10 protein-coding genes and 1 pseudogene are annotated in these 15920 nt (G+C 45.6%); 1 reads left to right on the top strand and 10 read right to left on the bottom strand.

Features of this window, described 5'->3' with window-relative positions; genetic code table 11:
* Nucleotides 1-96: 96 nt before the first annotated feature.
* The 6 genes and pseudogenes from MKY19_RS15170 to MKY19_RS15145 form a co-directional block, all read right to left on the bottom strand.
* Nucleotides 97-225, bottom strand: a pseudogene (locus MKY19_RS15170) (hypothetical protein); the annotation flags it as partial.
* Nucleotides 226-324: 99 nt separating this feature from the next.
* On the bottom strand, nt 325-804 hold the full coding sequence (locus MKY19_RS15165) for a DUF6530 family protein (RefSeq protein ID WP_042188373.1): 480 nt from the start codon (nt 802-804) through the stop codon (nt 325-327).
* A 74-nt stretch (nt 805-878) separates the two neighbouring features.
* On the bottom strand, nt 879-1238 hold the full coding sequence (locus MKY19_RS15160; protein ID WP_042188371.1) for a GIY-YIG nuclease family protein: 360 nt from the start codon (nt 1236-1238) through the stop codon (nt 879-881).
* Nucleotides 1239-1291: 53 nt separating this feature from the next.
* Nucleotides 1292-2503 (bottom strand): MFS transporter, encoded by a 1212-nt coding sequence (locus MKY19_RS15155; protein WP_339795777.1) that lies wholly within the window; start codon nt 2501-2503, stop codon nt 1292-1294.
* 291 nt (nt 2504-2794) lie between these two features.
* Nucleotides 2795-3319, bottom strand: a complete 525-nt coding sequence (locus MKY19_RS15150; RefSeq protein ID WP_339795775.1) for an N-acetyltransferase — start codon at nt 3317-3319, stop codon at nt 2795-2797.
* Nucleotides 3319-3987: an NAD-dependent epimerase/dehydratase family protein gene (locus MKY19_RS15145; protein WP_339795773.1), complete on the bottom strand. Its 669-nt coding sequence runs from the start codon at nt 3985-3987 to the stop codon at nt 3319-3321. The genes MKY19_RS15150 and MKY19_RS15145 overlap by 1 nt, the downstream gene beginning before the upstream one ends.
* A gap of 369 nt (nt 3988-4356) precedes the next feature.
* Between MKY19_RS15145 and MKY19_RS15140 the strand changes: the two genes are divergently transcribed.
* Nucleotides 4357-5214 (top strand): class I SAM-dependent methyltransferase, encoded by an 858-nt coding sequence (locus MKY19_RS15140; RefSeq protein WP_339795771.1) that lies wholly within the window; start codon nt 4357-4359, stop codon nt 5212-5214.
* 65 nt (nt 5215-5279) lie between these two features.
* Here MKY19_RS15140 and MKY19_RS15135 read toward each other — a convergent pair whose 3' ends face one another.
* The 4 genes from MKY19_RS15135 to MKY19_RS15120 form a co-directional block, all read right to left on the bottom strand.
* Nucleotides 5280-10202 (bottom strand): S-layer homology domain-containing protein, encoded by a 4923-nt coding sequence (locus MKY19_RS15135; protein WP_339795769.1) that lies wholly within the window; start codon nt 10200-10202, stop codon nt 5280-5282.
* A 25-nt stretch (nt 10203-10227) separates the two neighbouring features.
* Complete coding sequence (locus tag MKY19_RS15130) at nt 10228-11316, bottom strand: peptidyl-prolyl cis-trans isomerase (RefSeq protein WP_339795767.1); 1089 nt, start codon at nt 11314-11316, stop codon at nt 10228-10230.
* 203 nt (nt 11317-11519) lie between these two features.
* Nucleotides 11520-13679: a GH92 family glycosyl hydrolase gene (locus MKY19_RS15125; protein ID WP_339804311.1), complete on the bottom strand. Its 2160-nt coding sequence runs from the start codon at nt 13677-13679 to the stop codon at nt 11520-11522.
* 57 nt (nt 13680-13736) lie between these two features.
* Nucleotides 13737-15914: an alpha-amylase family protein gene (locus MKY19_RS15120; RefSeq protein WP_339795765.1), complete on the bottom strand. Its 2178-nt coding sequence runs from the start codon at nt 15912-15914 to the stop codon at nt 13737-13739.
* Nucleotides 15915-15920: the final 6 nt, after the last annotated feature.

Below are 15920 nucleotides of genomic sequence, written 5' to 3'. Positions count from 1 at the left end.
TTGTACTTAACGCTTTTACCATTACAGGATCTCTACGTGAAAAGAACAGGCTTTCTTCCCGGGCAGGCTTTGGAATCACAACAACTCCTCTTTGCGTTAATCAACATAAAACCACTTCAATAGAATGACGTCTACCTGTTCCGGTACACCTCCAAGAACTAATACCTCTGATTTAAAGCCTGCTATTCGTCGCAGAGGAAAATTGACTACAGCTATCATTTGTTTTTTATGACTTACTTTTTGTCCTGGCAGTATATATGCTGATTATAATAAAAAGTGGCAGTCACGAAGGCTTCTTAGCCCCGATTGACGGCCACTTTCTGTTTAATATCCCATATCCTTTAATATTTTGGATAACGTGCTCAGACGCTCACCGATCATTTCATCGTCATCGCTAAGAGCTTGATTAAATAGCTTAATATCTTCATTAATTCGCTCATTATCTGTACATACCGCTACAGTCATCGCATCCCCTTGCAAGCCAACTCTGTCGATGACGGGCTGCTCCGGGTCATATAAATTCTCATATCGATACGCTTCGCGGAAATGTTCTAACGACCGGCAAATTAGAATGGACAAATCAAGTACGCGATGAAGAGGCAGTTCCTCAGATTGTCTGGACCATTTTTCCCCGGTATATCTCCATACCTTAGCAGAAATATCGACCTTTCCTCGATCATTCCACTGCGCCAATCCTAAGGAAAGACCTTTCGCATCTGTGTTTCCAGCCATTCGGCCGTCAACCTTCTCATAATTCTCCGATACGACAACAGGCTTATGTTTTAAAGTTGTAGGTATTTTCATGTTTTTTTCTTCCTTCCAGTTACTATTTTACTAATTTACTAAACGACGGTTTCATCTTATCTTGGATTTCATCGTTAGTCAATTCGTGGTTTGTTATAACCTTTATCTCCGTAGGGCTGTAACTTCTCTAACCATGGCTTTAAGATTTTCTTCCGTTCCCAGCGCATATCAGTTACCTTATCTATCTCCTTCTGTTCTAGTACCTCATAAGTGAACGCATCCGCACCGAATTCTTTCCAATCCTTCTGGAGCTGGGCATTTGCAAATCTCCCTGAATCCAACTGCATTTGCAGGGTAAGCCATTTGTTTTTCAAATTAGGATAGCTGTCGATAAATATTTTGCCGTTGATTTGGTTTTTGATTTGAGCAACACCCATATAAATCTTAATCTGTTTGTACTCCTCGATCAGCTCTTTGCGTTTATTCATATCCATATCTTTCTCTCCTTATCTTAGATAATAAATTCATGGAAATTGTAGTTGGATTTTCATTTTCCCAGCGATTCCAGCTCCACATTACTTCTTATCTTAACCACAATAGGAAGCAGAAAAAGTGCACCGATAAGCACAAATACACCACTCGCCATAAATACGCCCATCAAGGAGAACGTATCCTTTAGATAGCCGGAAATGAACATGCCAACCACCATCATTCCCATAAAAATAGGCATGATTGCTCCTGAAACTCGGCCAATAAAGGCCCCTTCGGTATTTCGCACAAGAAGTGTCTGAATCCCTCCTTGAATGCAAGGGTAAAACAAACCACTGATCACCAAGAAAATAATCGTCAGCCAAATTTTCTTAGAAGCACCCATTCCAACCGTACAGACGGCATTGACGAGTAAGCCTATCAAAAGCAATAGCTGTGGCCTTACTTTTTTGGCTATCCCGATTATTGCAGCTCCGCCTACTAACATGGCTGCCCCACTAGCCATCACAAGCCACTGAAGAAATTGTTTGTCCTTACCTAAATTCTCGATGACAAGAAAAATCTGAAGCGGCTGAGTTAGTCCTGATGCCAATCCCACCGCCGAGAAAGTTAAACTAAGTGTTCTTAAGGGTTTACTCGATCCGATGTAACGCAATCCAGCCGTTAACTCTTTGATGAAGCCGCTGGCTTTACCTGACTTCGGTTCTTCTTCATCCCGAGGAAGGGAAGACAATATAAGCGAAGAGCCCAGAAACATAACGGCTGTCAGGATCAGAGATACGTGAATTCCAAACTTAATAAAAATAAACGTACCAATAACGGGTCCCAAAACCGTAAAGACAGCGACAAGGGTTTGGGACATCGCCATAACGCCTTGCAGCTGTTCAGCTGGCACATGTCTCTTGTACAGTTTCATCGCCGAAGGCTGAGAAAATTGAGATAAGCTGGCAGATACAAAAGATCCGATAAGAAGCGCAATCCATCCGCCATTCATGACCGCAATCAGCACTACCCCGACGAACAAACCAGATAACAAATCGCTCCATACCATGGTTCTCTTCGGCCGCCATCGGTCGGCAAAAGTCCCACCAATAAGACCAAAAAGAAAGATCGGTGCAAATTCGGCAACCGATATCAGAGATACATCTACCGGATTATTATTCGTCAATTCAGATACATAAAGAAGGACGGCATAATTCCGGATCCATATTCCGAGCTGCAATAACACACGGGAGAGGATAATTGTTCGAACATAACGATTAGAAAACATTTTAATTCCCCATATCCTTTACTATTTTTTACACCTTCTCAAAACTCTCCAACATGACAACATGATTATGTTTAAACGTTGTTGGTATTTTCATTGCACCACTCCTATTTACTAATTTACTCATTTACTAATTTACTAAATCACTGCTTCATTTTATACAGGATAGTGTCGTTCGTCAAGCCGTTTTCAGTCTCGATAGTCCACAATCCTTTTTTTAAAGGTGTTAATTGATTCTGTAAACAAATAAAAAAGTGGAGCAACTGCCGTAGCATTTGCTCCACTTTTTTACGTTTATCTAATTTCAAAAAATTCTTTAGCGTATTTGACAACGCCATGGACATCTGAGAGACCGTCATCTATAAGCTCAACGGCCATAAAATTATCGTCTGAAACTTCGAAAGGTGCTTCTATACCAAATTGACTAGCTTTTTTATAACCAAACTTCGGATAATACTTATCATGACCCAAAACGACAGAGCCTTTATATCCAAGCTGTGTTGCGATTTTGTGGCCTTCAGTAATCAGTAGCTTCCCTATACCCTTGCTTTGCATTTCTGGTAGTACTGCAACAGGTGCAAGCGCAACCAGAGTTTGATCACCCACTAGAATTTCTGTAAAAAGGATATGACCGACGATCTTATTCTCATATTCAGCTACAAGAGATAACTCCGGAATAAACTTTGTTGAGCTCCTTAGTCTATTTACCAAATTGTGCTCATCATGATCTGAATGTTCCGCATTTTCAAATGATTTTTGGACTACATGGTAGACTTCGTTAATATCTTGAGCTTTTTCTTGTCTAATGATAATGTTCATTAAATTAACCTCCTGATCATGGATTTGAGCTCATTGCTTTCTATTCTGGGTCTTGGATAACCGTTAATCGTTACCAGAATCATAGCTCGTCCCAATTGTTCCGATGTAATGACACTGTTTAACTTCTTTAGCATGGGATAAAGTGGCTTCATCACATCATAAAAAATCTGATACACTTTTGTTTTGGATTGTATGCCATATAGGGGTAGAATTACACCTGGTCTGAACATATAAGCGTCCTTAAAAGGTAGCTTCAACAGATCGTTTTCTGTCTTCCCTTTCACTCTTGCCCACATAGAGCGTCCTTTTTCCGAACTATCCGTCCCACTTCCAGAAACATATACAAAGGTCATTTGAGGGTTCAATCTTGCTAATGTTGTTCCGGCGGATAGCGCGATATCATATGTTACTCTTTTATATTCCTCTTCCTTCATACCAGCAGAGGAAACCCCAAGGCAGAAAAAGCATGCATCATAACCTGTGATTTCATGTTCTATACTTGATAATTCAGCTACATTGGATAGTTGAATTTGTCTTAGTTTTGTATGTTGATGCTCTGTCTTTTTACGCCCAATCGTAAGTATTTCTTGAACTCTATCATCCATCAAACATTCACGCAACGCGCTTTGACCAACCATACCTGTAGCTCCAAAAATAATGACCTTCATATCATTGACTCTCCAATCTAAAAGATGATTCTATTTCCAATAGTAACAGGCATTTCCGAAGCCAACAATCTTTTGACGTAATCATGGATTGTAACAATGTGCTTGCTTCTTCATCCTTTATAATCATGCAACAACAGAAGGATTCCCAATTTCCGCTTCACCTAATATAAAGTCCTAGAAAGCTATACTATAAATCTATTAAAGTTTGACCTTGTTTAGGATCAGTGAGACGAGCATATTCTATCGAGATTGATAATAGAATGAATGAAATGAAACCCACTCCAAGCCCTTCAACTTAACTATGATGCCCTAACCCCAGCTAGTGACCTGGGAGGAATAAGTGAAACGATTAACGGAGGTGTTTTTTATATGCGATGTATTTTGTGTGGTCCTTCTCCAGCCATCAACGTATTCCATGAGTATAGTTCGTTTACACTGATGCGGTGTAGCAACTGTGGTCTTATCTTTAGAGCGAATATTGCGGAGGTTGATACAACCGGCTTAATCGCAGATATTTATAATACAGAATGGATTGCAATGCGTGAAAAATATGCTCAAGCGACCTATTCTGATCATGCTCTGTTTAATTTAATGCTGCTGGAAATGTTCAGTCCAGAAAAAGGAGCATTGCTAGAGTTTGGTTCTGGAACAGGTGAATTTCTACATGCTGCTGGAAATGGCGGCTGGAGAGCGGTTGGCATTGAACCCTCACAAATGTCTCGAGCCTATGCCAAATATAAATACGGTGTGAATCTGGTTAAAGATGAATGGAAAAGCACCCAAGACGATGACTCGGCTGAAAATCCTGATCTTCCTCGTTATGATGCGGTAGTGTTCTGGCATGTGCTTGAGCATATTTCTGATCAATTTGCATTTTTGAAGGATATTCGTAATCTTTTGACAACGCAAGGGAAAATTTATTTCAGTATTCCCAATAGCCATTCATTAACCAACGAAGTCTACGGACCTGAATCACCGTTATTTATTGAACCCGATCACCTATATCATTACACGGACGCTAATGTGCGTGAATTACTCAATCAGGCTGGATTTGAGATCATTTCGATATTCACGCGGCAGCTGGTCTCTGTTTCGGATGTATTGATCGATGCACATCCTCACTATGGGCCGAATACTCCATTTGTTGAACGAATGGCTCTTTTGGCCAGATGGCAAGGTGAACGTCGCGGACATGAGATATGTTGTGTGGCCAGTCTGAAGGAATAATTTATTATACTTGCAAGAAAAAAAGCTGGAGCCAAATACACTTGGCTCCAGCTCTTTTGTGATGATTACAATCCCATAATTCTATAAATCAAAGCAGCAGCCTCCGCACGGGTGGTCAGATTCAGTGGTCTGAAGGTTCCGTCGGAATAACCATTGATTATCCCTGACTGCTGCAGGTACTCAACTTCTTCCCTGGCATAAGCTCCGATTTGCTTCTGATCAGCAAATACTACCGTTTTGCTGGAGTAATCCGGCTGAAGAGCAGCTAAACTCCGAGCGCGAAACAAAATAACAGCCATTTCTTGGCGAGTAATCGGTTCTTTTGCGCCAAATAAGCCTTCGCTGCGTCCGTTAACAATCTTTAGCGCCTGAGCTGTTGAGACAGCTTGGTAATACCAAGCGTCTGGACTCACATCTTCGAAAGTACTGCTACTTTCGGCCTGAAGGTCTAGCGCTGATACTAGCAGTTGAACAAACTCTGCTCTGGTGATTTGGCGGGCAGGCTCATATTTGCCATCGCCTGTGCCGTGAACCAAATCACGAGATGCCAACGCTTCTAGGATAGCAGCGAAGTCCGAATTGACATCAGAGAAGTGTAAATCTCCATTCGCTGCAACGTATAATCCGAAGTTCCGTGTTGTGAAGGTGATGCTCTCTGTACCTGAAACGTATTTGGAGTTCTTGACCACTTCCGCCAGCCCCTCGCGGGTAATAAAATAGACGATGGCTTGATTCGGCGCTTCACTAGGATTCAATTTATATCCAAACGATACCTTCATTGCCGCAGATTGACTTAATGTTTCTATTTGCTTTCCATCTACCATCAAGGAGATCCGGTACACGGCATGCGTTTTCCATTTCTCTTTTAATGCAACAGAAAGGGTTGAAGGATCAACAAAATGAATGGACAGCTCCAACTGCTTGGAACCCTCCGGAATATTGCTACCCATCTTGTCAATTGGGAACGTTACGGTGGTTTCACCTGCTTTTATTGTAAGAGAGGTAACATTATCTTTCAGTTCGGTAACGGGCAATTGAAAGGTTACTCCCTTAGCTGTGGCATCTAATTTAGTAAGCTCAAGTGCCAATGCACCATCTTGCACACCCTTCATTGCTTTTTGAATTTCTCCAGTAGGAAGCTGTGCAAGGCGCATTCCTTCAGCATCAGGTGAAGCCTGAATCTGAATACGGCCGGCTGAGATTATATTCACTGGATTAACTATTTTCCCTCCATTGTTACTATTGTTACCGCCATTATTGCTGCCGGACGAACTGCCAGGCGTTTCTGTTCCCCCGCGGTCTTCACTCCGTACCACTTTCAAAGTGTAGGTCTTTGTTGTTGTTCCATTTGCGGCGGTAACTTTGATGCTAACACTATTTTCTCCTACTTTTAGTTCACTTCCGCCAGTTACTGTTAATTTGGCTTTCGGATCTAAAGGTATCCCTGTTACAGTCACGGCTGTTTTAGAAAAGGGTACATTTATTGTATAGGTGAGTGTGTTCCGGTCAAACTCGGGAACTTCTGAACCCTCTATACTCAAAAGGCTTAAATCAGCATTATCACTTGGTTGTGTCTCCTCCTCATCTTCGACATTCATAAACTGGAAGGTGCGGAAGAGTGTCGCATCTTTCGCAGCGCCAATGCCTGATCCCCACTCAATATACCCTTTTCGGCCCGCACCATCATTATCGTTAACCAACATCGAGAAGCTCAAGATATTGCCTAATGCTGCCCGAATTGGACTTACTTCACTCCAAGGTAGTGCCAGTGCATATGAGGTAATCTTAGTCGCTTCATCTCGGGTTACACTTAGAGTTCCTTTGGTCAACACTCCGGTAGCGGCACCCTTCATAGACAGCCAACGATAAATTTGCGGCCCCTCCGGCGTTTGCGATATTCCGTATTCATACCAGGATTGGCTATCGCCCGGTACACCGGGAGCAAGGCTGAATTGAATACTGTCATTTTGCCAAATATTAATCCCGGATGCATTATGGCTGAATACATCATCACGGATGTCGGCAGTCAAATAAATGTTATCCGCGTCCCAGCGTAATTGCGCTGTTCCGCTAAGATCATCCGTACCGTTATACCCGCTCAACAAAGGGGTTCCGTCTGCAAGATCAATCAGCGCGGGAGTTCCTGTGTCTGACTGATGCTTCATCCGGTTAATATCTATGTTTTGCTTGAGGTGAACTGTCTCATAGCCTTCAAGGTCAACGGTCAACTCTAGTGGATATTTAACGCTTTCAGAGAATCCCGGCAAAGGAATTGGATAAGTAAATCCGCTATTCGGAGCGATTTCAGCTAGTTGCGACTGGCTACCACTGAGCTGATCACTTCCTTCTCCTATTTTCCAGGAAATTTTGTTAATTCTCAGAGGGTCTACTCCAGAACTGTTTGTAAACTGAAGTTGAAGGGATATGCCTCCGTTTCTACCATCTGTAATATGAGGAGCAATTTTTAAGCCTTGAAAATATAATCGCAGATCATCCACAGGTGCTTCAGGCAGTGTGGCAGGATCAAGTCCGGGTCCATTATAGGCTCCGATATTCGGTGGATTTTCTGCTGAAACAGCATTTCCCCAATAGTCACGGCCTCCGTTGTCTGCAATGATTGCACCAGCCCCAAGCGCAGGGGAGCCTTCTCTTAGCTTGTAACCGTCCACTGTATTCCAGCCAATTCCACCGCTGCCCTGAGCAACCAAGAGCGGATTCGCTGTGACGGGATTCGTATTTTCCGGCTCGCTTACTGGATGATTTCCATACAACAGGTTGTGGTCGAAGCTGCCATTTACCCCGGGCAGATTATAACCTCCCTGTCCAAGGTTGTAGACCAGATTGTTCCTGAACGTATAGGGAGCGTTGATATTTCCTGCGTCGTCCCATTCATGGTCGATTATTTTGGTGTTTTGCCCAGTGCCGATATAGATCGTATTGTTATAGATTTGCGTATCCAGCGTAACCCCACCTGCAAAATTAAACGTATGCGTCAGATCATTCTGGCTGATGTTGTATCTGACTACATTGTTAGAGGAGCCGGTCAGCACTCCTGGAGTTAAACGGGCATCGACAAAAAGCATGAATCCGCCCTTATTGCCATGGCTGTAATTATATTGAACTACACTGTCCATAGTATCAATATCCAGATTGAAGCCCTGACCATCTCCCTCTGGTTTATTTGTGTTAAAGGACTCATTAAACTGCACGATATTATTCTTGCCCCGAGTTGGCCAGATTGCGGCTGAGCCGTTAAACTCGCCTTCTTCGGAGTAGTTCCCACCTTCTTCTGCTATGTTATGCTCAATTAACGCTCCGTCCGCACCGAAGGTGAGGATGCCGTCGCTGTCTGCTTGTTTGACATAATTTCCGCGGATCGTAACATTGACCGTAGCATAGTCGGCTCCGTTGAAACGCTGATCCCATACCACAATTCCTGTCCGTCCAATTCGTTCGACCGTGTTGCCTTCGATCCATACCCCATCAAATTTGTCCGTGCCCGTCGTTCCGCCCACATATACGGAGATTCCACCGAACGCATGTGGACCACCTTCTGCACCGGAAACTGTCGGATAACGGAAGCTGCTTGATACATCATGTATATAGTTATCCTGGATGCGGATATTTCTTAAAGTTCCTCCGTTTGCGTTCTCCACCATTATGCCTTCCCGGTAAATGGTTCCTCTCTCGGAAGCATAGTTAGTGACCTCCAGATCCCGGATGCTCCAGTTTGAGGCGTTGCGCAGGTATACAGCTGCTCCGGCCATGCCTCCACCATTGATAGTCGGTTTACTTCCGCTGCCATAGGCAGTGATTGTTATCGGTTTATCGTCTGTTCCGCTACCCTTAGGATATAATTGTTCGTTCCAGATTCCACCCTTCTTTAACAAAATTCGGTCTCCAGCCTCAAAGGTAGTCTGGTTAACTACAGAGAAGGTCTTCCAGGCTGTCTCAGGTGTTCTTCCATCATTGCTATCGCTGCCTGCAAATGAATCGACGTAATAATCTCCGTCTCCACCGCTGTTCCCTCCATCTCCAGGCAAGCGGTTGGACAAGGAGACCGATCCTAGCTGCATCAGCCAGGGGGCGGAATCGCCGCTGAGCTCGATTTTCAAATAATGAATGCCGGAAGGAATCCCTTGTGCTGGGGTATAATTCGTCCCGGTCCAAGCTGCATCTCCTGTGGATTGTGGAGCTTCATGTATTGCTGAAATCTCTGTCCAGGTGGATACATCCGCCGATCCATAGAACTTGATGCTTCCACTAGACCCGGCAAAGGAATGCAGACGGACGATGAAATGCTGCAAATTATGCAAATGGTACACAAGTGATTCTGCCGAATCTGCTGTTCTCACTGCACGAGAATGATCTCCACCAAAAAAAGTGGGATTGCTTGTATCTAAAGACCAATTTGTACTAAATGCATAGAGCTGTGAAACGTCATCAAGCTCATCGTTAATCGTTTGAGGTGCAAGTGATACATTGGTGAGCGTAAGGTGTCCGAGCTGCATCAGCCAGCTGTCGAGGTCGCCGCTGATCTCGATTTTGAGATAATTGATATCATTCGGAAGTGCACCGGCGGGCGTGTATACTGTTCCATACCAACCAGAACCGGTTGCTGTGGGACTGTCATTAATGACTGGAAGCTCCGTCCACGCTGTCGCATCGCCCGATCCGTAGAACTTGATTACGGCTGTTGAGCCAGAGAAATAATAGGCCTGAAGCGTAAACGACTGAATTCCTGTTAATGAATAAACGGCATAACCGGTATCCGTGGATGTCCTGACCAACCGTGTAGCATCTCCGCCGAAGAATTGAGGATTGCTGCTGTCAATCAACCAATTCTCCGAACGCAGCTCCACTGCTGGCAGAGCAGAGAAATCATCGGCATACGTCTCTTCAGCATGGGCAGAAGCACCCATTACTGGGAACACTGTCGTAAAGATCAGAACCATCATTAGCAGTGATTTTGCGAGTTTTTTTAACATTGTTGTGTTATTCCCCCTTGAACATTTATTGAATGGCTTGGTTTGCGAGTCTTTCAGCCATTGGGTAATTCCATTCTGGGACAGCTTTGGATAGCTTATCGTCCACCATGGATCTAAACTTCTGTTGCGCCAAATGAAGTGTGATAGCATCCTTCACTTGATCGAAAGGTATAACTCCTGCATCCTCTACCGATAGACAGTAAAGTAGATGGATGGCCGCATTTTCAGCAAACAAGCCACTAATCTGTCCAGGTGCAAGCTGATCTGCAGCAAGCAATACCTTAGGATTTTCCAACGCTGCTGTTCGCCGGGAAGCACTTGTTATTTTGACTTCGCCCACGTTTATACCCAGCTCTTTTGCCTGCTGACGGATGCCTGCGTCTGATCTTATTTCTGCTGTTGCTGCTGCCCGGAGCAATTCCATTTTCTCCATGGCCTCCTGCTGATCCTTGTATTCTGTTTCCGGACCAAAGGGCAGTGATGCCCATTCAAGATGTATAGCTCCCGGCCGAGAATATTTAGCAGCTTGCTTGGCTTCATATTCCAGCCTTACCTGTTCATCTGAAATCACGATACCTCCGTTGCTGCGCATTGCCTCAATCGTGGCATCCTCAAAGTTGCTCATGTAATAACTGTAATAGGCCTGCGCTTCCAGATGAAGAGGACCATACACCACTTCCTTATTCGCTGCCGCCTGACTCCTCCGTTGATTCTCGTGCTCCATTCCTTTTAGAAAACCTTCATAGCTGATATCCGATACCACACCTGCTTCTTGGGCAAGCTGCAACTCCATCCGCTTCGTCAGTAGCTGCGTCTGGGATTCTTTTATCCACCTGTGGATTGGTTTTTCGCCGGAATATTCGGTAGACCAGAATTTCTCTGAGTAGTCGGCATCGTAGGTCTGTTTGAAGTAGTCAGCAGTCAGTGCCCGATTCATTTGAAGATGCCAGTTGAACTCCGCTGCAGTGACCTCCTGTTCGTTAAGGGTCAGAAGTGGTTCTTCTGCTTGTGGAGCCTGCACATTCATCGAGCCAATCAGCAGCAGGCTTCCTGCAATCAGAGCGAACAGAATAGTGATAAGTCGATTTCTTTTGGAATGAAGTCTTAAAGTCATAAGTTGATTCCTCCTCTCTGCACTCATATTAAGCGCTTTCATTCTCTTCGATATTAGACATGTTACCTTTGAAAAAACAGGCGGGAATGCTGCGAAATGGTTTGCCATTTCACCATTTGCCTAAAAAGAGCAAGATGCTCCATCTATAAATACAAAAACAGCCCAGAATGTTCCGGACTGCTTAGCATTGCTCTTATGTTGGGCTAACCCGAAAACATACTGAAGCTCAGGACGCCGCCTTTGATAATCTCTTCATGAGGCAAAGAATGGTGCTCCCAAAGCGTATGGTTCCAGTGGATTGATTTACTGTACACATTGGCGGGGCTGTTGTTTTGCGCTTCAATGACCCATTGCCGCCCATTTTCAAGCCGAATCGTTACTTTATCAAATAGTGGGCTGCCCAGTACATATTCAGAAATCCCGGGACTTAACGGATACAGTCCGATGGCGCTCCAAATATACCAGGCACCCATGCTGCCATTATCCTCGTCACCGGGCAACCCATCCATTCCACTGTTGAATAGTTTAGCCATGGTTTTGCGAACCCAGTACTGTGTTTTGGACAATGCCCCGAGTCTGGCGAAAATATAAGGAATATGAAAGCTGGGCTGATTGCTGATGGCAAACTGCCCTAGATCGGCCGCAGCCATTTCCGACATTTCATGAATTTCCAAGCCATAAGATCCCACTTTGAATATCGGTTCCTCGGCCATTAACTGGTCCAGACGCCGAACAAAAGCTTCCTCGCCACCCATCAGACTGGCTAATCCCGGGAAGTCATGGGGAACCGCCCAGCTCCCTTGCCAAGCTCCACCTTCACAGAACGGATCACCCCACGCCAAAGGATCAAATCCTTCCTGCCAAGTACCGTCCTCGTTACGGCCTCTCATAAAACCAACCTCGGGATCAAACAGCAGTTTGTAATTCTGCGCCCGGTCCATAAAACGCTCATAATCATCCATTTTGCCGAGTGCTTTGGCAATCTGGGCTATACAGAAGTCCCCGTATATATAATCCAGCGTGTTGCTTACACTTTCATGAAAACGATCATGCGGCAGATAGCCGTGCTGCAAATACAATTCTAGCCCCCGTCTACCCAGCTTCTCGTCTGTAGCCGGACGATCTGCATGTTTCAGCAAACCTTCATATAGTAGCTCTACGTCGAAGCCGCCGATGCCCTTAACCACGGCATCCGCAGCTGCCGCATCGATCAGTGTGCCGGGCATGGCACTGCGTTCGCCTGGTGACAGCCATTTTGGCAGCCAGCCGCTTTCACCGTAGGCTAATGTCCAAGCCTGCATGATCTCACCGAGCAAGGATGGAAACAGGACACTGTATAACGGGAAGCTAGTCCGGTATACATCCCACAGTCCAATATCTGAATACATTGGCCCCCGGCAAATGCTACCGTTAAAAGGACTGTAATGAATTTGCTCGTTCTGCTCATTATATTCATGCCACGTTCTCGGGAACAGGCAGATTCGGTACATGCAGCTGTAAAAGGTGCGGAGGTTCTCTTCATCCGCGCTTTCGGCTACAATGCGGCTCAATCGTTCTTCCCAGCTTGCCTCTGCTTTGCTCAAAATCTCCCCAAAGCTGCTCTTGCCGACTTCCCGGTCCAGATTCAGCAGCGCCTGTTCCTTGCTGATAAAAGAAGTGCCGCATTTCACTCCTACTATACCGGATTCCGGTACGGCTAATCCTACGTATGCGCCCAGCCTTTCGCCAGTTCCTTCATATGTGCCCATTGGCTGATAATCCCCGTCAAAGATTCCCGACGCTTCTATAAGAATGTTCGTATCAAACTGAAAGACGAAATACATTGCAAAATTATCGGGAACCCCGGCAGTATGGCCTCTTGTAAAGCCGATAATCCTGCGTTTATCCGGTTGAAAGGTGATATGTGACTCGCCTTTCAGCGGTGCTATTATGAGCCTGTTCTGCTGCCCCTTAGCGTATGTTATTCTAATCACTGCACAGCGCTCTGTAGGGGTCAGCTCCAGTCGGGTACGATATCGTTGAAGAGACACTCCGAAGTAGTGTGGGGACACTTGCATCTCTTCCGGTTTAAAGGAAGATGAGCGCGAATCAGGACTAAGCAATAACGGTCCAGTCTGCGGCAAAAGTGTTAGATGTCCATAATCTCCGATCCAAGGACTGGGCTGGTGAGTTAGTCGTATGCCCTCCAGGTGGCGATGGTGCGGATGGAAGAACCAGGTCCCCCCTGCTTCATGGGTTTGCGGGCTCCAAGCCGCCATGCCAAATGGCATCGCTGAAAGCGGCAGCGTATTACCGTGTGAGTAGCGGAAATCCGACTTAGTCCCCTGTAATGGATTAACATAATCTAACAAACCCAAATGGATACACTCCTTTGGCTGGCTTACACCAGCTCTATAATCTCCGACCTTAACTGCTGCCGGCTAAGATAATCGAAATACTTGAACATCTCCTGCTTCTACCCGTATAGACAGTTGAGTTGTTGAAGGTTCAAACGGATTTATTGGCTGAATTTTTGCATTCCCATCGTCAAACCATGGCTCTGCTGAAGTATAATTGGCAGGCAGCGTAACTTTGGCTTCTGCCAACGTGTACCCTTCATTATTCACATAGAGGAACGCACCTCTGTCTTCTTCAACTTCCCACTCGGAAAGATCAGCGCGGACACCTCCGCTTACTTGCACATTCGGCTGTAGCTTCAATTCCTGCTGTAAAAGATCGCGCACCAACTGGAGCGTTCCGGTATGTCCATCCTGCCAGTAGGCAGCCGCAAGTAAGGTACCGAACCACACAGCACGCCCATTGCCATAAGCGGCGGCCGTCAACACAGGCATGTTGTCCTCGGCAAATTCGGCTAGGACCTTCACATGACTTTGCAGCTCAATATCTGATTTGTAATAGGAGCCGTGTGCCTTATCATCTGCGGCTGCTTCCCCTTCCTTGCTGTGTTTCATTACATTAAGGAGTGGGATCGCCGTCCGTGATTCGAATGCTACCTGATGATAGCTATGATCCAGGTTCTCGGCAGAATGAATCCAAGTCTCCCGAACCCCAAAGACTTCATCAAATCCATAACCGGGAACTGTATAGCTGTGACAGCCATTCTCTGCCTGAAGCGCGCCGAAGGAGCATTCCGAAACCAATATGCCTCCCTTTTCTACCCACTCACGCAGGAGGTCACACAGTTTACGGTTCAGATACAGTGGATAAGGCATCCACAGGCAGCGGTATTGCTCCAATGTCTTTTCCGTAACATCCGACTCATGCAGAAATTCCACTTTATAATTAAGATCATGTAGCAGTTTATGGACGCCTTGCAGGGAATCATTATAGGTGTCCAAATGATCATGGGCAGCAAAGTTTGCGATTTGGTTCTGTGGGCTGAATAGAATAGCAATCCCGTCCCCACGCCGTTTTGCCTGTAAAAGCTCATGCTTATTGTATTGCACAAGCTTATTTAGTTGGGCCATATCCTTGTACCATGGGGTTGGACTGCCGTCCAAATACACACTACCCCAAGCCGGAGCCTCCTGTCCTAATACCTCCGGTCTATACTGCCAGAACAGATATCCCGTGATGCCACGGGCGAGCGGGGTCAGAATATGCCGCTTCATTTCTCGCAGCTCCGGCTGGCGCGGTTTCATCGCCGTATTGCCAGGCAGCGCATGAATCTCTGAGTTGATGATCGGTTTGCCTTTGGCGGCAGAGATCAGTAGATCAGCCGACCAAGCTGAGGACCCTAGGCTATTGCCTGTCAGGTCACAGGGCTCAGCCAGCTTAAAGTCGTCTGAACCTGCTGTAATCATATTAAAAATAGGAGCTGGAACAGTATGTGCCATAACAGGATGCAGCAGATCCAGTGACTTCACAGTATCTACCCGGCTCCGCAGCTCATCTGTTAAAGTACCGGACATGAACAGCCGCCAGTCCACCAAATCATTGAATACGCCTTGCCCACGCGGTGCCTCTACTTCTTCCCAGCTTCCGTAAGTCCGCTGCCATGATTCGTTCAGAGCTTCCAGAGTAATATATTTATTTTTCAGCCATTCTTGGAATGCCAGCACTGAGTGCTCGCAATAACATACCTGGTTGTCAAATGACAGCTTGCGCTTAATCCCTGTCGTCAGCTCAGGCTCATTCCATAAATCCCACACCCAGAGTGCAGGATGATCTTTGAAAGTCTTCACTGTTTCCGACAGAAATTTCGCCTTCTCCGTGGCTGCAGCTGCATGGTGATAACAAGGTCCAGGAGCTCCGCCAATCTGGCGGCAGTTAATTGCCCTTGGTTCCAGAACGGAACCGTCTGCTGTGATCATTTTGGAATCAGGATGTTTTTTATAAAACCAGGCTGGCGCCACATCGAAAATCACGTTCAAAATGACCTTTAAGCCATACTGTTGAGCAATATCCATCAGCTCCTGAATATCATCGAACTGGTAGATCCCTTCTTTGGACACGCTGGCGCGCCACTGCACCCAATACTTCACACAATTGAAGCCCTGCCCGGCAATATTGCTTAGGTCTTTTTCCCATTGATCCCGGAATGAGGTTGGGGAACGGTAATATTGAAACCCGAATGGAATAAATGAATTTTGTATCAAGGGTAC

The sequence above is a fragment of the Paenibacillus sp. FSL R5-0744 genome (genome assembly GCF_037972555.1).
In the GTDB taxonomy this organism is placed as follows: Bacteria; Bacillota; Bacilli; order Paenibacillales; family Paenibacillaceae; genus Paenibacillus_AQ.
Note: the sequence above shows the minus strand (reverse complement) of the source record. Positions and strands in the feature narration are given on the sequence as shown.